Raw genomic sequence first — 18,136 nt, 5'->3', positions numbered from 1 at the left:
CACCAAGCCCGTTGCGTCGATCGATGCAGCAGTCGCTCACCCTCATCGAGCGATCGAACAGTATCTTCGGCCCGGCTTGCCGGCAGCCCGCATTCACAAGGTAGATCATTTGAGGTTCATGATGCCCACGTTTTATCTCGGAATTGACGTCGCCAAAGCCAAACTGGACTGCGCGTTACGCCTCCCCAACGGGAAGTTCCGAACCCAAGTCATCGCCAACTCCCAAGACGGGTTCGCCACCCTCGTCACTTGGCTCACCGGCCCAGAGGCACGGAATGTTCACGTGTGTATGGAAGCCACTGGGGTGTATTGGGAAGACGTCGCCCAGTGCTTGGCTACCCAAGGGTTCACTGTCAGCGTCATCAACCCCGCCCAAATCAAAGCCTATGCCGCTTCCCGCTTAACCCGGACCAAAACCGATGCCGTCGATGCGCGCCTCATCGCCGAATTTTGCGCCGAACGCCATCCGCCTCCCTGGCAGGCGAGAAGCGAAGCCGAAATCGCCTTGCGCGCGCTCGTGTTGCGTCTGGATGCGTTGCAAGCCCTGCGGACCCAGGAAAGTAACCGCCTGGAGGTCGCCCGGGACGCGGTGCGCACCAACATTCAAGAACACCTGAATTGGCTCGATCAGCAGATCAAGAGCCTGATCAAAACCATCAATGAGCACATCGACTCTAACCCCGATCTGAAGGGAAAGCGCGAATTACTCGAGAGCATCCCCGGTATCGGGGAACGCACCATCGCCATTCTGCTCGCCTTCTATGCCGAGCCCAGCCGCTTCGCCAATAGCCGACAAGCCGTCGCCTTCGCCGGGCTCGACCCGCGCCGGCAGGAGTCCGGAACGAGCGTGAAAACCAAGCCGCGGCTGTCCAAGGTCGGCCATGCCTTCTTGCGCAAAGCCCTCTACATGCCGGCCATGGTGATCCTGTATAAGACCGCTTGGGGCCAGCCCTTCAAGAACCGGCTCGCGCTCTCGGGCAAGCCCGCCAAGCTCATCATCGGTGCCATGATGCGCAAGCTCCTCCAGGTCGCTTTCGGCGTCCTCAAGTCCGGAAAACCCTTCGATCCAGCACTCCATGGCACTTGACCCGGATAACAGTATCTACGCGAACTGTTATCGCTGTGAATCCAGCAATCTGACCTTGTCTATGGCCGGCTGATGCCCGTGGCTTGCGGATTTCCGGTACCACGCCAATGCTATTTTGCGATTGACCGGAACGCCCAGCCCAAATTCGTGAATATGCCCAAGATTGTATTCAGCACCGGGCTCGCCTTGTTCTGCCGCCTTTCGAAACCAGGCAATGGCTTTCGTTTGATCGCGTTCGAGGCCCAAGCCGTTGGCATGCATGACCGCCAGGTAGTTTTGCGCATGAACATGATTTTTCTCCGCCGCCCGTCGGAACCACTTGACGGCCTCCTGGTATTTCGCGGCCTCCTGCTTTCCTTCCTCGAAGAAGATCAGCCCCATCCCGAAATCGCCATCCGCCTGACCGCTTTCGGATAATTTGCGGAACCACTTTGTCGCTTCGGCCGTGTTTTTGGCGACCCCGCCAGTCCCGTAGAGATAGGTATTTCCCATCTCCCTTTGCGCCGCCGGAAACCCTTGTTCCGCAGCCTTTCTTAACCAAACAAACCCCTCCTGAGGATTTTGGGTCATGCCTTTCCCGTTAAACAACAGAATCGATAACCGGTATTGGCTTTGGGCATGCCCAAGTTCAGCCGCTTCCCGATAATAGCGGGCGGCTTGACCCAAATCCTGTCTGACCCCTAAACCGATTTCGTTCATTCCGCCCAATTCCAACAGCGCCTCGGGAAATTTCAGATCGGCCGCTTTCTGAAACCATTTAACAGCGTCCGGCAAACTCTTGGAGATGCCTGCCGCACCCTCGCGGTAAATCATGGCGATGACATGGTAGGCTTTCGGGTAGCCTTGATCGGCCGCCCGACGCAATAAGCCCATGGCTTGTTGCGCTGCGGTGGCGTTCGCCCGCCCCCCTTGGAACATTCCTAAAGCCAGCATGACCTGCGCATCGGCGTAACCTTGATCGGCCGCCTTGCGAAACCATTTCATCGCCTCGGAAAAGCTCTGCCGTACGCCCATGCCGCTAGCGTAAAAATTTCCCATATTCGTTTCCGCCGGAGCAAACCCTTGATTGGCGGATTTTTGGGTCCATTCAACGGCCAAGGCGATATCCTGCTTGACGCCTTCCCCCTTCACATACGCGTGGCCAAGATTCAACTGTCCTTCCCTGTCCCCCTTTTCCGCCGACCGCCGATACCAGCGCACCGCCTCGACGAAATCCGGGGGCACCCCTTCGCCCTTCTTGTACATCACCCCCAGATTATTCATGGCCGTCGTATGCCCCTGCTCGGCGGCCTTGCGATAAAGGCGGAGCGCTTGGGCGTAATCCTGAGGCAGTCCGGTCCCGGAATGGAACATCGAACCGACCTCCGCCGTGACGTCCGGATTGCCGGCGTCGCCGGCATCCAATAGCCATCGCTTGGCCTCGTCGACATTCTTCGGGACGTCAGTGCCTTGTGCCAGCAAGAGACCTAAGCGCACCTTGGCCTCAAGCTGTCCTCCTTCCGCCAACTCACGCCAGAGGCGCAAGGCTTCATTCGGGTCTTTCGTCACACCGTCGCCGCGAAGGTAGGCTGTCGCCAAGTCAAACCGGGCCACCTGATGCCCTTGGGCCGCGGCTTTGTCCAGCCAGGTCTTCATCTTTCCTAAGTCCTTAGGGACCCCCTTGCCTTCGCGGTAGAGTACGGCGAGTTGGAACTGGGCCCTTGGATCACCGCCGTTCGCGATGGGTTCCAACACCGACGCCGCTTTTCGGTACCACTCCTCAGCCAAGCGCTCGTTGCGCGTCACCGAAACGCCGGACTCATAGAGTGAGCCCAACAAGACTTGAGCGTAGGCATGACCTTGACGCGCGGCCTGTTCGCACCAGTGCAGCCCTTGTTGAGGATTGCGCTCCACCCCGAAGCCTTGCAGATCGGCCAGCGCCATGCGGTACTGTGCATCGGGCACGCCGTTTTCGGCCGCCTTGAGCAGCCACGGCACTGCTTTCTTCTGTTCGCCTTTCGCATCCAAAACCAAAGCCAACCAATACTGGCCGAACGGGTCGTTGCGTGCCGCGGCCTTTGTCAACAGGTGTCGGGCCTTTTCCTGGTTTTTGGGTACCCCCACCCCAAACCAATGGAGATAACCCAATAACCTTAAAGCGGGTACATGGTCTTTCTCGGCCGCTTGCTCATAAAGTTTTGCGGCCTTGGCCGGATCCTTGGGCAATCCAGCCCCTGACAGATAATGCCCGGCTTGTTCAGTCAATGCTTGTGGGTAACCCGCATCGACGGCCTTTTGCAGCCATGCCAAAGCGCTATTTCGATCTGTAGGAACACCCTCTCCGTGCCAGAGAATCAGATACATGGCTAACATGGCTTCGGCATCGCCCGCCTCGGCGCGCGCTTTCAATTGCTCCAAAGGACTCGCCTTCTCAGGGTCCGGCTGGGTGATGAAAAATTGCGGCGCAAAGGGATTGTCCACCGACAAAGCCGACGGCAAAGGCGGGAGATCGATGTCGGATCGCGGCAACTCTCCCGGAACGGAGCTGTAAGCCTTGACATCCGGCACCGTCGCGTCAACTTGGGGCGTCAAGACGAGTGATATCACCACAAGGGCAATCTGCGGATTTCGAAGTACCGGTGAAATGGGCATTGGGAAAGTCCCTGTTTATTGAAAACATTCATTGTTGAACATTTCGTTCTACCACTTCGCCTGACAACGAAGGGCGAGCGGTTCTAAATCGCCAGTTTGTCGCCCAGAAAGGAGAAATCCGGCGCGCGTGTCGTTCTTGGGCTAGCCTCTTTGATAAAGAACAACGCTGGGGTCGCCATCGGTATGCGCTGGACCCGCTTCGCTGACGAGGCGGCACAGGGCGTCGTAGGCCGGGTTGGCGAAATCGGCCGAGTCGGCACCTTCCTACGAGAAGAGCGCCTTAACCGTGTTGTCATTGTCACGAGGGCGGCGGATCACTCTCCCACTACCTCTACCTCGCAAAAAGAATGCCCCGTGCAGCCGGCCTGCTCGAAGGCGTCCTTGAACCGCTCGGAGACGTAAAAAGCTGCCCTGGCTTCCGCCAACCGGACGATATCCAGCCCCTTGAGCTTCTCCGCCCGCAGCACGGGAATGCGAATTCCCCGCACCTTGCCCACCCGCTCGGGCAGGAAGTAGTCCGGTGGGTAGACATCGTAGTCGGAGCGCTCCAGGTCCAGGGCGCCCTCCACCAGGTTCACGATGTTGGCGATGGCGTAGCCGGGGATTTCCGTCCCATCTGGGCGCAGGACGTGGATGGGCAGCCATTGGATGCCGGTTATGCCCATCGCCTCCAGGGCCTGGCGCAGGCGGGCGGAGTAGATGGGGGGGTGAAGATAGGATTGGAGTGCATCGTCCGGCTCACCATCATCTTCCGGAGTTTCAGCCTTGATCCAGGCAGCCTCGTGCCAGTTGGCCATGGGCTTGCCACTCCATAAGTCTTCCTCTTCTACCCCAATCAAATCACCCGTACCGGCCACGTAGGGGTTGTCGACAGGGTTGCCATAACGAATGACGTGATACCACTTCATTTGATTCCGATCCCCTTCACCATGTCAGGGTTCTTGAGAAGTTCCTGCTTGAGTGTATCCAGTTCCGAGCGCAGAGCCTTTTCATAATTACTGCCGGAAAGCCCCTGTGTGACGTCCCGTAATCGCTGAAGAACATGATCGTGGTAAGCCGGCGAATGCCTGCCAGCATGCCCCTCCAACAAGACCCTGTTAGCGGGATCATTGAGATTCATACCGGCCTTTTCGAATATCTTTGTGAATTCCTTCGTGTAGCCACTCTTGATCGCCTTGTCGGTGGCGATGTGGTGCAGTTGTCCTGCCCTATTTGCCACCCCCTTTACCACCGCCCCGGCAATCCCTACCCCGACCTTCGCCTCTGGCGCCACCAGATTCGTGCCAATATCCAAGATATCCAGCGGGCCAGGCCCGGTGCCGATCTGGTTGCACAAGCGCTGACCGCACGAGGTCGGCGAACCGCCGATGACTCCCGAGGCATCCGCTACGTGGTAGCGTTCCCGGGTAAACGTACTGCCGAGAAAGGGATTGGCGCTTTGACGGATGCCGCCGGCCAAGCTCACGGGCGGACCGCTCGGCCAATTTGTGTTGGCAACCAGTCCGGGTCCGTACCCGCTGCCGGCCGAGTCCAGCACGCCCTGACCGCCACTGTAATAACTGCCGTTCTGCGAGGCAAACTGGATGCCGAGCGGCCCTTGCGCCGTCAGCCCCTGCGGATCGGTCAGATTGACCGGATTGTTGCCGACGTAGGCATAGCGGTTGATCCCATCCAGGTAGCCGATCGGATCGCGTTGGGTGAATCGGCCCACATTGGGATCGTAATACCGCGCCCGGTAGTACACGAGCCCCGCGGCATCGGGCTCTCTTCCCGTGTAGCCGTACTGCGGGATCGTGCCGGTCCCGGCCAGCTTTTGGCCGAAGGCGTCGAAGCGCTGGGTGGCGGTGATGCTGCCGGCCGCGTTGGTCAGGGCCAGGAGCGAGCCGAGCCCGTCCGGGTGGTAGTAATGGACCATGGCGCTCGGACTGCCGACGCTGCCGGTGAGGCGGGCCAGCGGATGATCGAGACCGGCCTGAACATAGAGCGCGGTGGGCGTGGTCCAATTGCCGGCCGGATATTCGCCATAGAGATTCAGGCCGTCGTAGAGATAGTTCGTGGTGACGCCGCCCTCGGTCTTCTGGATCCGCCGGCCCTGGTCGTCATAGCGGAAGCTGGCGGAGTTGGCGCCGCTGACCTCCCCCAGCCGGTCAAAGCTGGTCCAGCCGTATTGAGTGATGCTGGTGCCGGAACAGCTGGTGTCGTTGGGCCGCGTGACCGTGCCTCCGGTGCACTTCTGGGTGAGCTGGCCGACTTCATCGTAGAGGTCCGCTTCGAGCAAGGTCCCGGTCAGGCTGCCGTTTCGGACCTCGGTCAGCTGCTGGGCGGGGTCGTACTGGTAGGCGGTGGTCTGGCTGACCGGGTTGCCGAGCTGTTTTTGCACCCGGTTGCCGAAGATGTCATAGGCATAAGTTTGCTTCTGGCTCGCGGTGCCGTTGTCGACCTGAGTGAGCCGGTCGAGCGGATCGTATTGGTAGGTATAGGTCAGGGTCGGCAGGCCCGAGACCGTCTCCTGGAGGGTCTTCCGCCGGCCGAGGCCGTCGTAGGTGTAGGTCGACTGAGCCAGCGTCGTCGCCCCGCTCTTGTGGCTGATGCGCTGCAGGCTGTCGTCGGCGTTCCAGGCGAGGGTCTCGGTGACGCCGTTGGGGTAGCGCAGCTCGGTCAACCGGCCGCCGGCGTCGTAGGCGAGGCCGAAGGTGTCGAAGTTGGGCGCCCAGAGGCCGATCAGGCGGCCGACGGGATCATAGAGGGTGTGGGTGGCTCCGCCGTCGCTGTCGGTCAGACTGTCCAAGAGGCCGCCGGGACTCCAGGCGTAGCTCAAAGTCTTGACCCCGCGGCTGTCGGTTAGCTGATCGAGCCGATGCGCGGCGTCATAGGTATAGTCGTAGGCGACTTCCAGCTGGCTCGGCACCGCGCTCCAGGTTTCGGCGCGGATGACCTGCCCCAGGGGATTGCGGGTGTAGAGGACCTGGCGTCCGTCTTCCGCCGTCGCCGACAGGAGCTGATGGCCGGTAGCCCAGACGTAGGTCACGGTATGACCGTTGGGCGTCTGCCGGGTGAGGACGTTGCCGTGGAGGTCGTAGGTGTAGGCGGTGGTGTGGCCCAAGGCGTCGGTTTCGGTCAAGCGCCGGCCGAAGTCGTCGACGGTGTAGGTCGCCTGGGTGGTCACCGTGTCCGAGGCGGAGGCGCCGCTGTCGGGATCGATGCCGCTGCCGCCGTTCGCGGCGGTCTGCCCGGCCTTGATTTCCTTGAGATGGCTTAAATTGTCGTAGACCCAGCGGGTGACGGGGCGGATGGTCTGGCCGAAGGTGGCGGAATTGGGGTCCGAGTCGGTATACGCCGGACCCGCTTCGCGGACGAGGCGGCCCAGGGCATCGTAGGTCCTTAAGGTATCGCGGGCGGTTTCGCCCGAACCGGCCGCGGGCTGCTCGGTGAGTCGGATCACCCGGCCCAGGGCGTCGTAGTCGAACTGGGTGATCCGCCCGGCGGTGAAGCTGCCGACCTTCGGCCGGGTCACCTGTTTCAGGCGGCCGTCCCCGGCCGCGTTCCAGTAGGTGTAAGTGGTCGCGTGGCCGTTGGGGTCGGTGACCGTTTTCACCCGCCCGGCGGCATCCAGCGTGCGGCGGACCGCATGTTCGGCCTTGTCGTAGGCGCGCACCCAACGGCCCACGGGGTCGTAGTCGAAGCTTAAGCTGTAGGCATCGGGGTCGGTCACCTGCGTGAGGTGCCCGGCCGCATCGTACCGGTACAAGGTGGCGTAGCCGCCGGCATCGAGGGTTTGCGCGAGGCGCCCTGCGTCGTCGTAGACCTGGGTGGCGGAATCCCAGAGCCGGGTCTTTCCGGCCTGGGTGAGTTTCAGCTCGGCATCGATGAGCCGGCCATCGCCGTCGTGGCGGTACGTTCGAAGCTGCCCGATCGCATCGGTGCCTTGGATGACCCGGCCGTCGGCATCGTAGGCAACCTGGACCGGGTGCCAGTCGGCGTCGATCCCTTGGGTTGGTCTACCCAGCCCATCGAAGGCCAGGCTCGCAGTATCGGCCGGGTCCGAACCGTTGATCAGGCCGTCGCCGGTCTTGTCGCCCAGCCGGCTGAGCTGGGCCGGATAGAGGGTTTGGGCGTCGTAGCTCGTCGTGAGGGTGGGACCGACCCCGCCGGCGAAGCTCCCTAAGCTGGCGCCGGTAAAGTCGCGGAGGGCCTTGGTCTGGGTCGGCTGGCCGAAGTTCCCGTCGTACGCGTATTTCGTCCAACTCGCGATGGCGGAGGCCGGGGGCGTGACGCCGGCCGTCGGCACCTGGCCGGTCTTGAGGCGCACCGCGTCGGTGAGATTGCCCTTGGCGTCGTATTTGAGGAGCGTCCAATTCCCTTGGGCGTCCTTGATCCGCTGCGGCGCGTGATAGGCGGTAAAGTCGGCGTACTCGGTGGCGGCGCCGGAGGGCGGGGTGATCCGGGTGACGTTGCCGACACTGTCGTACTGGTAGTGCGTGGTCAGCCCGGCCGGATCGGTCTCCGAGAGGCGGTTGAAGGGGTTCGCCGCATCGTAAGCGTAGGTGTAGGCCGCGCCGGTTTCGTCGACGATCCGGACCGGGTTGCCGTTGGCATCGAAGGTATGCCGCCGCTCGTAGCCGCGCTCGTTGACCGTCACCGTCTCGCGGCGGAAATCCTGGTAACGGAAGGTGGTGGTTTCCGGCAGCAGGGTGCCGTGCTTGTGGCGCTGATGGCGGAACACCCGCCCGTCCAGGTAATAGGCAAAGCGCATCCCTTCGCCTTCCGGCAGGGTATACGTCTTCAGGGCATGAGCGAGATTCTGGCCGTCGGCGGCGGTGTAGTAGTCGTAGGTCACGGCACCGTGCTGCCCCGCTACGCCCAAGGGGCTCTGGTAGCTCGTCAGATGGCCGTTGCCGTCGTAGCCGTACCGGTGGGTGGCGAGCACGCTGCCGCCCGCGGCTTTCACCGTCACCTGGCTGATGCGCCCTGAGGTGTAGGTGAACGCCAGCGACCGCCCCGGCCCGTCGCTGACCATGCACAAGACATTGCCGCAGCCGGTGTTATAGGAAAGGGTCAGGGTATTGAGATTGCGGTCCTTGATCGTCAAGAGCCGCGCCACCTGTCCGGCGGTGATTCCGGCGTTGCTCTCGAAGCCGTAACGGAGGCCGTTCTTCTCGGTCAGACTCCAACTGCCGTCGGCCTCGCGCTTCAGAACCGAATACACCCCCGGCGCGGCCTGGAAGACGCTGCCCGCCGGCACGCTGCTGCCCGGAAGCCGGAAGAACCGCTCCGCCCCGGTGCCGTCTACCCAGCCGACCCTGACATACCCGCCCTCGGCGCCGTAGAAGTTCAGCTTATGGTTGAAGCTGTGGGTCCAGCCGAACCCCAAGGGGCCATCCTTGGGTCCCCGGCTGTTGTAGGCGCGTTCGAACACCAGGGGCAAGCCGCGGCCGGGTACCGCGATATCCCGCTCGGTGTGGTACAGATTGCCGGTGGCGAGGTTGACCGGATCGCCGCCCCAGCTCATGACCGCGTTCCAGCCGTTGGCGAGAGTCGCCGAGTTGATCGGCCAGACGCTCGACACCGTGCTCGGCGTGTAGCCGTCGCGCGGGTAGGAGACCGGCACCGGGCTCGTGTTGACCAGCGAATAGCCCCCGCCGAGGCCGCCGTTGATGATGGCGGCGATATAGCCCTTGGTCTGGTTTTCGGCCATGTACACCGCGCCGTTCCAGGTCTTGGGCTGGGGCTGACCGTCGGTGTAGGCGAGGGTTTTCTTCGGCACCGTGACCGTGGCGCCGTCGTTGACGAAACCCGTGATGCTGCCCTGATAGAGATTCATGCTGGGGTCCATCAGGCTGGACCAGCTCCCGATATTGGCCGAGGTCAACGTCACCAGCGGGTTCGTACCGCCGGACTCGCCGGCGAATTGCAGCCCCCGTACCGTCGACACCGCATCGGTCCGGATCAGTTCCTGCCAGATGGCGTGTTCGTAAGCCGAGGCGCTGTAACCCCAGAGCTTGAAGGTCGGCCAGATTTCCGCGCGGAGGGTGGCGCTGTCGGTCGCCGTGGTGTCGAGCTTGACCAAATGTGCGAGATTGCCCAGCACGTCGATGTAGGGACCGGAGGGATGGACGGCGAACGGCAGGTCGAACAGGTAGTCGACCTTGAGGCCCGCCGCGGTGAGCCCCAGGTGAATGCCGCTTTCGCCGCTGATGCCGTTGAGTTCGCCCAGGCGCTGCCCGGCGTCGGTGACATAACGGAGGTATTTCAACAGCGCGATATGCAGGAGTTCGCCTTCGGTCGCGTCGTAATTGGCGGCGTTGGCGGGCGTCGGCGCGCCGGGCGCGCCCTGGACGGATTGAATCAACCGTTCCGCGCGCTCGGCGAGGAGGCGGTCCGCTCCCTGATGGGCATACGCCATCAAGGCATGATGCGCGCCGGCCTTCAAATTGACGTAGACGGTCTTGTTGAAGCAATGAAGGTCGGGATCCGGCGTGGCATTATTGGGGTCGTCGTTGCGGCAGGATGGTTGCTGGAGAGTGGTGTCGCCCAGGGTCACTTTCATGATCAGGCGATGCTCCGTGCCGAGGGGAAGCGTGCCCGACCCCGTGGCCAGGGTAGTGCCGTCGAGTTTCAGGACCGGCTTCAGATTCACCGATCCGGCCGGCAAACCGGCCAGATCGCCGTTCCAGCTATTCCAGATCGTTTGCGAAGCGCTGTCCGCCGGGGTATAGGACAGCGTCACCCGCTGGTGGACGATCGAGGGCAGCGATACCTGCTGGTCCGCCATGAGACTGCCGTCCGTGCTGTCCCGCACCTTGAGCGTGAACTGATAGCGGTGGCTCGCAGGAAGGCTGGCGGTCTCGGGCGACGACGAGCCGGCCCAGTTGACGAATTGCACCACCTCGTACGGCAGGGTGACCGGCAGAATGTCGAAGCTGCGGGCGGTCTGTTCGCCCCGGTACGGCACGTCGAGCAGGGTATAGTCGGGATTCAGGCCCTTGATGTAGGTGTCGACCTGCGTCTCGTAGCGTTCGTGGGGCAGCGTGTGGGTGCGGCTGGCCAGATAACCGGTGGCGCTGTAATCGAAGGCAACCGCCTGCTGAATGCCGGCGATACCGGCCTGATAGGTCTTGTCCTTGAAGCTCGGGTCCAAAGGAATCCAGCGATGGCCGGTCTGGTCGGACGGCGCGCCCCGGTAATTGCCGTAGGGCAGGCAGGCTTCGACCCAGACATGGCGCAGTTGGATGCCGGTGTTGCTGGTCAGGTAGGCGGCTTGCGGATTCAGATTGTTCGAGAGGATGAGCGCCGCGGCCCGGTAGGTCTTGGCGCCGAGCCAGCGGGGCGCGCGGCCGTTGGCGCCCAAATTCGACGCGTCGGTGACCTGGACATTGCCGAGGACATAACGGGCCGGGATGTTCGAGGCGCGCAGCAGGGCAATGAAGAGCGATGCCTGGTCGGTGGCGCCGCCGGAACCGCTGTAGAGCGTCCCCACCGAGCCTTTGAGCGAGCCGAAGTAGGGTTCGAAGCGGATGGTGTTGTAGACGTGCTGGAAGATCTTGACCGGCGAATAGCCGAGCTGCGCGGCGAGATCGCGGATCTCCGGGCTGATGACCACGTCCTCCGTCGCGGCGAGATCCGCGCCCGTATAGCCGCAGGCCGCGGCTTCCGACGGGGTGGCGGGCGCCGCGGCTTCGGCGGGTTTCCCGAGGAGATCCAGGAGGAAGGCGTAGGCCGGGGCGTCGGGGGGCGATGACGAGGCGCCGAGGTAGCGGGGTAGTTTCTGGCTGGACGCCGCGGGCGTCGACTTGACGTCGGCCCCGAGCCGGGTGGTGGGAAACGGGACCGCCTCGGGCGTGACGTCGGCCGTCGACCCGCGCCGATAAAGGGCGCGCAGTTCCGTTTGGGCGTTGGCCAACGCCTGGCGCCGTGCCGTCGGCTCCCGGCTAGCCGCAAACCCGGCCAGAGCCCGGTCGATCCGATCGAAACGCTGGGCGACCTGTTTCGCATACCGGTCGAACGCCTTGACCTTGCCGGCCAATTTGAGCGTTCGGAGCTGCTCCCGAACCCCGTCGAGCTGGCTTTCCACCTCCTGGCGCAGCCCCGCGACTTCGGTGCGCTTGGCCTCCAGCAAGTATTGCTTGGATTCCAGGCGGTCCGCCGCGCCGGCTGCGGGCTGGTCCTCCTCGGCCTCGGCTTCGGCGAGCAACTCCGTCGCTTCCTTAAGATGCTGACGCAAGCGTTCCGGGAGCGGATTCCGGGGCTGTTCGTGCACTTTGAGCAGCGCCTTGACCACGGCATCGGGCAAGGCCCCGGGGTCCTGCGGCGCGGGGGTGGCGGCGAGGGAGGACATCGCGACGAGGCTGAGCCACAAACCGGCGAGCGCCGGCTTCGTACGGAGATACGAGACGAATGACATGGACGGTTCCTTTCGGCTGAGCCTTGAATTAGCGGAGATCCCGTGATTTCCGGCGATCCAGATGCGCCATGGTCGCGATGAGCAACAGGCTCATGAGGATCATTCCCCACTCGGGGAGGGTCGGAATGTCGGAATCGGCGACCTCGGCGACCGGCGACACCACCTCGATCCGGCCCGTGGTGTAGACTTGGGTATCGCTTGAGGCGACGCGATAGATGAAGTTGAAGGCGCCGAGGCTGGTCGGCGTGCCGCTGATTTGCCCGGTGGCCGTATTGAGATTGAGACCGTCCGGCAGCTTGCCCGCGGTGAGGGTCCAGGTGTGGGGCGGCGTGCCGCCGCCGGCGGTCAACGAGGCGGCGTAGGGCTGATGGAGGATCGCCTGCAGCAACACGCTGGGTTCATTCACCCCGATGACGCTCTGGCCATTGCCCTGGGCCAGCCCCCGACCATCCGGCACGCCGGGATGGGTGCCGAGCAAGGCCGAGGTTTCCACGCCGTCCGGCAACCCGTCGTGGTCCGTGTCCGCCAAGGTTGTGGCCGGGAGGCCGGCGAGGGTCAGGTTGGTCAACAAGGCATCGTGGCCACCCCAATCGCCATCGGCCTGCTGTTGGCCGAGCAAATAGGTTTGGGCATTGAGGGCGGCGGCGTCGTTAGTCCCCAATTCCGCCACCAACGCCCGATACGCCAAGGCGGTTTCCAGCAGCGTGCCGGTGCTGCCTTCGCCAAAACCGCCCCCGGCTTTTTGTTGCGCTTTCAGCCACGCGATCCCGCTGTTGATGTAAGACTGGACCGCATAGACGGTTTTATAGCGATTGAGGGTGATGAGGTTATGGGCGGTGGGGATGATCTTGCTGGGCGGCATACCGATATCCCCTTTGACATAAGGCCAGCCGCCATCCGTGTTTTGCCGGTTGACGATGAAGCCGATGCCGAACCCCGCATCGGCATACGTGGTTCCGGTCGCCTGGATGGCGTCCATTGCCAGTGCCGTATCGGGAAAACTGCCGCTGAAGTGGTCGTAGGCGCCCCAGCTTTTCGTGGCGTCGTTGCGCCAGGCGATCAGACGCGAGACCAAGGCCGAGGTATCCCGCCCGGCGCGCGCGAGCGCCATGATCTGCCGGGCCAAGGTGTCGGTGCTGGACGCCGGATGATTCTGGAGCCAGGCGACGCCTTTGGCATAAGCCTCGCCCTGGGTCACGCCGGCATTCGCGAGCGCCTCGACCGCGGCGGCGGTCGCCGCGACCTCGAGCCCCGGTACGCTTTCCCAGCGGCCGTCGCCGTGCTGATGTTGAATCAGCCAGGCCAGCCCCTTGAGGCGGGCCTCGTCGATAGGCGCCGCCCGGCCTGCTGCGGCAAAAAAGAATGCCACTGCGAGGAGATTGGTGATCAAGCGGTTCACGTATGTGTCGTTCCATGCTGAAGGTCGCTGCGCGCACCGTAAAGCACTTTTGTAACAGTGACATAACAAATCGGTAACAGATATGTGACGTTGTAAAGCGCAAAACAGATCGAACGTGTGGCGGAACACGGCTTTCGGGCTGTGTATCTCCATCACTTACAAAAAATCATCTAAAACGGACACGGAACGGGGACGATCCTTATCCTTGATCGGCCCGGCAAATGGCCGTTCGTCGACAACTAATGCTAGCGCGCCTCGCCAACCTAAATCGGCCGACCAAACGCCCAAATCGACTCCTCGCCCTCACCAGAGCATCCGCTCATGAACACCACGCGATCCAAGACCCAAGGCCACACCTCGTCAGCGCCCTGGACGAGCCTTCGCCCCAGCACGGGCAGGCGGCCGCTTTCGATTTCACGTAAGACCTCATCGGCGGATACACCCAAAAGAAGGGCCGCCTCGAATAGGTCAAGACGCTCGCCATGCAGACGTTTCCGGCGCACCTCCAAAGCCCAGAGTTCATCGGCGGTCAGCCAGTCGACAAACGGCGCCAGGCGCTCGCGCCAAAGTCCTTTGCGGCGGGCAATGAGGTTGACCACGGTCGCTGTTCCGGCCGTGCGGGCCAGCCACAGCGCGAGTTCGCTGTTTTCGCGAGAGCTCAGCGCGCTGAGGTCCGCGCCGCATCGATCAGCGCCAGACTGACGCCGTCGGACGGTTTTGCGGACACGCGCCCTTGCCTTCTCCGCCCACGGCGCCAAGCGGACCCGGAGCGCCTCACCTTCGTCGCCGCTTAAGAACCAGGGGGCCACACCGGGCGGACATTCAAAGGTCAATCGGGTTGCGTACGGATTGACCACGAGGTAATGGGCGACGGCCTCGGGCCCCTTAAGGGCTTCGATCGTCCGCACGCCGGCACGAAGCTGGAGTAGGCGTTCGCGGGCCGTTTCCAGGCGCGCTAACAAGGTCGGATAAGAACGGATAAACACGTAGCGTCCATTCGATCAGTCACACTGAACGACAAGCCGTTTAAAAGCGGTCGATGCGTGCACCGTAGAGGCCATCCGTGACAGCGGCATAACGGGACGGTAAACGATCGATGACAGGCTAATAGTAGATATTTATCCGGCCCTTAAATACCCTATTAACTCCGTTCGCCCTGAGCTTGTCGAAGCCCCAAGCCGAGTGCCCTTCGACAAGCTCAGGGCGAACGTTATTTTGGGCCGGGTCAATAAAAGCCGAGACCCGGGCCGGGACGGCTTTGGCCTATCGGCCATCCGAGGCTTATCAATAAATGAGTCTAAGCAGATCCACAATGGGCACTTCCCTCATCCCCGCTCGGCCCCGCGTGGCGATCTGAACGCTTAATCCCACCCGAGCATCGCGCATGTACCCTAGGCGACATCGGCCCAACGACCGAAGGCGATACTCGCCCACGCCGCGGCCAGGGCCAACGCGAGACGCCCGCCGCCGTTCATGGTGTGCATCCAGCGGACGCTCAAGGAATGGTTCAGTTGATCCGGCGCCAGATTGGCGAGCACCAGATCCTCGACGCTGCCCACCAGGACCAGCGGCACGTCGAGCCCTTCGACGGCCAGCAGCAGCGGCACCGAAATCCCCAGCCGGATCAGACCGGCCCGGCGCCAAAGGCCCGGCCAGGCCAGCACGATCGGGTAGAGCACGAGCGGATGCTGGAGTGCATGGCCCTTGAGGGTGGACGCCGTGATCTCGCCGCCGGGCGGCAGCCGTTGACCGCCGACCGCCAAGGCTTCGACGAGCCGGACGGTGACCCGGATAACGGGTTCCTGGTTGAGCCGGTCGAGGTTGAGATTTGTGATGCGCCACTCGGGGAGCAGCCGCTCGATCACCGCGGCGTACCCGGGGAACATGGATCGAACGTAAGAGTCGCCCCCCCAAAGAACGCCTGTCACGACCACCACATAGGCGGCGATCAGGCGTAGGATCAGGGACCGCATCCGGCCTTCCCGGTGGTCGCCTCGGGCGTCGACCGGGCCTGCTTGGCCCAGACCAGAAAGAACAGGCTGGCCGCCAGGATGATCAGGGTCGGCGCGAGAACGCCATGGAGCAGTTGAAAACTGTCTCGGTCGTGGCGCAGGGCGTAATAGAGTCCGACGATGCGGGTCTGGTTGAGCGTGTAGATCAGCAGGCTTCCCCCTAACAGCCCCTGGAGTTTGTGCCGGAGGCGGGCCGGAAAAACGAGCAAGGCGGCGCCGAGGAGCAGCACGGTTTCTGTGCCTTCGCAGCCGTTCAGGACGTTCAGCCGGGCCCAGGGCGAGACCAATCGGTGCCCCTCCGCGATCACCCGTTCGCCGGGGGTCAGCCAATCGATCAGGGCGGCGCTCGGCCGCACCGTGAGCGTGTCGATGAGAAGCCGCTCCAGCGCGCCGCCGCGAGCGTCCTGGTACAGCCACTGCAGGCCGCCGTAAAGCAGCAAAAACCGCAGCGGGAGGCCGAGATGTCGAAACCCAGCCGCGCGGCAGAGGTACTTCGGTAGAGCGCGAATCATCGGGAGCATAACGATCGATGCGAAAGACAAGATTCTGCCGGTTGCCGAGGGCCAGGCGATGATCCTGCCAAGGATAGGCATCCCATATGACAGGGTGAAGACAGTCCGATCGGCAGCATTTATGCCTGGAAGGACATCGTACGGCTATCGGCGTGATCCAACCGTGCTGGCCGGAAGCATGCAAACAACAAATGAATTCGCGATTACCTTCCGAGCGAGGCGTAAAAAAACCGCTCGCCGGAGGTTCAACGCAACGGGAATCCGGTTCTTCTTCGTTATGCCTCTAGTACGCGGCCCCCCGCAATCAGAATAGCGAACTGTGACGATGATGCGCTCCATGACCTCTCACCGAGGTCCGATGACCTGATACGGTCTTCCGTTTCGGCGACAGAAGGCGACGATCCCGAACCGCCGCCAGCATCACCTCAATGGCGGTGAACCGCGCGCCGCGAATCTGTTTGTTGTAAGCCACAAGGGTATCGCGGATCCCAACATCTGTTTGCGGCTGTCGGCAAACACGTTTTCCTCTTCCGTCACGAGTTCCGCAACCCCCTCCGGCTCGCTGTTGAGCATCCGATCGAGGGGGATATTGGCGGCTTCGGCCGCGTGAGTAGGTCTTCCGCGTGATCGGACGCCGTTGGTCCTCCACGCTCGGCGTTCCGTATCCATCGGGAGATTTTGGGTCAGAAAAGGAACTTCACAGGGCTGCATTTTTGGGCAAAAAGGGATTGCGTCAGCACAGTGGGATTAGATGAGCAAATGATTCAAGCGTATATCCGTCATCAGGAAGCTGAGGAGAGGCGTATCGAACAACTACACCTCCAGGGTCTTTAAGCACATTCATCCGTTTTTCCGGCCGCCTTTGGGGGCCTTCCTCAAACCACCCGCTCTGCGGGTGGTAACTGACTTTTATACTCGATCCCAAGTCTCTTGGTGGCGCTTTCACGCTTGCGGAGACAGGCGTTTACATTTTGCTGGGCTGTGGCTTCATCGGCCAGCGGCACGACTTTGGTTCTGTCGTTTGCACCGATCCGGCCATAGGTTACTTCAACGACCCGATTTCCAAATCGGCACAAACCTCTCGGCGTGTGGAAAAAAGGCGCTTTGCCGCATCCCCGTGAAGCGGAGGGGGTCCCCTTCCGCAAGGATGAACCGTGGCAAGTCAGTCCCAAGCACGAGGTTGGGTTTCGGCAGGCACATACAGCGGATGCCTGGGTTGATCTTGCTTGGTGAGGCCCAGAATGTGCAGGCCCGACAGCAGCGCGCGAACGGCCGCATCTCTCTGCAGGAATCCACCGTAATTTCCCCACGCCGCCACGACGAGCTTTGATTCGGCCTGCAAGCGCACCAGCTCCCGATCATTGTGTGGCCCGACAGGATCAGCGGCGGCACGCAAGCCGCGTGGGGATGGTGTGCGAAAAGCGAAGAGATTGCCGACCGCCAGGGCTCCGAAATCCCATTCCTGGGCGAATGCGATGCAGCGCCGGATCGTGGGGTCATCCTTTTCGGCATCCGCCGTGGACGGATTGAGCATCACGAACAGTACTTGGTCGCCACCCGACCAACGGCGCCGCAGAGCGTATCGGTACCGGCCACAACCGGAGAGGTCGGCGCTTTTTTCCACGAGGCCTCATGCCTGCGTTACACGTGGCGGCCGAGTTCCATGCGCCCGTGGAATGCGGGAGACCAGGATTGCCAGGTCCGTGATGCGGTAAACAATGCTGTGCCGCCCGGCGGGGAAGATCCGGTGGGCGGGAGACAATTCCGGGCGGCCGTGGCCGATCTGCGGGTTTTCCGGGATAGTCGGAACCGCCTGGTGGAGAACGGCGCGATAGGCGAAGGCCTGCGCCTCACCCCAGGTTTCCAGGCTGTATTGGAGGATATCGGCAAAATCGTCTTGCACCTTTGAGGAAAGAATCAAGGGCAGGTCCGAGCGTGACATCGGGGCTTACTTTCTTGCCCTTCCGCGCATTCGCCATGGGCTTCTCGCTGATCTTCGCCGGCAGTTCCGGGGTGTAAGCCGCGCCCTCCCCCGCTCCAGTTGCTCGTCAAGCACGACCTCCGAAGCATTGTTGTAATAGCTGCTGTTGACCT

Annotated in this window: 10 protein-coding genes and 1 pseudogene; 2 read left to right on the top strand and 9 right to left on the bottom strand. The window is 62.5% G+C overall.

Annotation, left to right across the window (positions count from 1 at the left end):
• Positions 1 to 121 precede the first annotated feature (121 nt).
• The gene (locus sS8_RS23700) at positions 122 to 1,087 is read left to right on the top strand and encodes an IS110 family RNA-guided transposase (protein ID WP_119632655.1); all 966 of its coding nucleotides are present in this window, start codon (positions 122 to 124) and stop codon (positions 1,085 to 1,087) included.
• A 27-nt stretch (positions 1,088 to 1,114) separates the two neighbouring features.
• Here sS8_RS23700 and sS8_RS23695 read toward each other — a convergent pair whose 3' ends face one another.
• The 7 genes from sS8_RS23695 to sS8_RS23665 all read right to left on the bottom strand — a co-directional run bounded on the left by sS8_RS23695 (position 1,115) and on the right by sS8_RS23665 (position 16,051).
• On the bottom strand, positions 1,115 to 3,718 hold the full coding sequence (locus tag sS8_RS23695; RefSeq protein WP_119631937.1) for a tetratricopeptide repeat protein: 2,604 nt from the start codon (positions 3,716 to 3,718) through the stop codon (positions 1,115 to 1,117).
• A gap of 314 nt (positions 3,719 to 4,032) precedes the next feature.
• Positions 4,033 to 4,626, bottom strand: coding sequence for an imm11 family protein (locus tag sS8_RS23690; RefSeq protein WP_119631936.1), 594 nt, complete (start codon positions 4,624 to 4,626; stop codon positions 4,033 to 4,035).
• A complete protein-coding gene (locus sS8_RS23685) occupies positions 4,623 to 12,119 on the bottom strand; it encodes an RHS repeat-associated core domain-containing protein (RefSeq protein WP_170161228.1) in 7,497 nt (2,498 codons plus the stop codon). The genes sS8_RS23690 and sS8_RS23685 overlap by 4 nt, the downstream gene beginning before the upstream one ends.
• 28 nt (positions 12,120 to 12,147) lie before the next feature.
• Positions 12,148 to 13,518, bottom strand: coding sequence for an IPTL-CTERM sorting domain-containing protein (locus sS8_RS23680; RefSeq protein ID WP_232020410.1), 1,371 nt, complete (start codon positions 13,516 to 13,518; stop codon positions 12,148 to 12,150).
• Between the two features lie 263 nt (positions 13,519 to 13,781).
• A complete protein-coding gene (locus tag sS8_RS23675) occupies positions 13,782 to 14,504 on the bottom strand; it encodes a hypothetical protein (RefSeq protein WP_119631934.1) in 723 nt (240 codons plus the stop codon).
• 405 nt (positions 14,505 to 14,909) lie between these two features.
• Positions 14,910 to 15,446 carry a hypothetical protein gene (locus sS8_RS23670; protein ID WP_145986660.1) on the bottom strand — a complete coding sequence of 179 codons (537 nt, stop codon included), beginning with the start codon at positions 15,444 to 15,446 and terminating at the stop codon, positions 14,910 to 14,912.
• A 32-nt stretch (positions 15,447 to 15,478) separates the two neighbouring features.
• Positions 15,479 to 16,051, bottom strand: coding sequence for an archaeosortase/exosortase family protein (locus sS8_RS23665; RefSeq protein WP_232020409.1), 573 nt, complete (start codon positions 16,049 to 16,051; stop codon positions 15,479 to 15,481).
• Positions 16,052 to 16,702: 651 nt separating this feature from the next.
• Here sS8_RS23665 and sS8_RS29375 point away from each other — a divergent pair.
• Positions 16,703 to 16,876 (top strand): annotated as a pseudogene (locus sS8_RS29375) (IS200/IS605 family transposase); the annotation flags it as partial.
• A gap of 328 nt (positions 16,877 to 17,204) precedes the next feature.
• Here sS8_RS29375 and sS8_RS23655 read toward each other — a convergent pair.
• Positions 17,205 to 17,666: a DUF1643 domain-containing protein gene (locus tag sS8_RS23655; RefSeq protein WP_119631930.1), complete on the bottom strand. Its 462-nt coding sequence runs from the start codon at positions 17,664 to 17,666 to the stop codon at positions 17,205 to 17,207.
• A gap of 6 nt (positions 17,667 to 17,672) precedes the next feature.
• The gene (locus sS8_RS23650) at positions 17,673 to 17,984 is read right to left on the bottom strand and encodes a type II toxin-antitoxin system RelE/ParE family toxin (RefSeq protein ID WP_119631929.1); all 312 of its coding nucleotides are present in this window, start codon (positions 17,982 to 17,984) and stop codon (positions 17,673 to 17,675) included.
• Positions 17,985 to 18,136: the final 152 nt, after the last annotated feature.

Source organism: Methylocaldum marinum (assembly GCF_003584645.1).
Taxonomy (GTDB): Bacteria; Pseudomonadota; Gammaproteobacteria; order Methylococcales; family Methylococcaceae; genus Methylocaldum; species Methylocaldum marinum.
The sequence above is the reverse complement of the archived record's forward strand: the minus strand, read 5'-3'. Positions and strand labels throughout refer to the sequence as shown.

What these genes read in the sequence shown, in the direction of transcription:
- sS8_RS23650 (WP_119631929.1), bottom strand. Translation starts at nt 17,984, where the DNA reads ATGTCACGCTCGGACCTGCCCTTGATTCTTTCCTCAAAGGTGCAAGAC.
- sS8_RS23700 (WP_119632655.1), top strand. Translation starts at nt 122, where the DNA reads ATGCCCACGTTTTATCTCGGAATTGACGTCGCCAAAGCCAAACTGGAC.
- sS8_RS23685 (WP_170161228.1), bottom strand. Translation starts at nt 12,119, where the DNA reads ATGTCATTCGTCTCGTATCTCCGTACGAAGCCGGCGCTCGCCGGTTTG.
- sS8_RS23665 (WP_232020409.1), bottom strand. Translation starts at nt 16,051, where the DNA reads ATGCTCCCGATGATTCGCGCTCTACCGAAGTACCTCTGCCGCGCGGCT.
- sS8_RS23695 (WP_119631937.1), bottom strand. Translation starts at nt 3,718, where the DNA reads ATGCCCATTTCACCGGTACTTCGAAATCCGCAGATTGCCCTTGTGGTG.
- sS8_RS23690 (WP_119631936.1), bottom strand. Translation starts at nt 4,626, where the DNA reads ATGAAGTGGTATCACGTCATTCGTTATGGCAACCCTGTCGACAACCCC.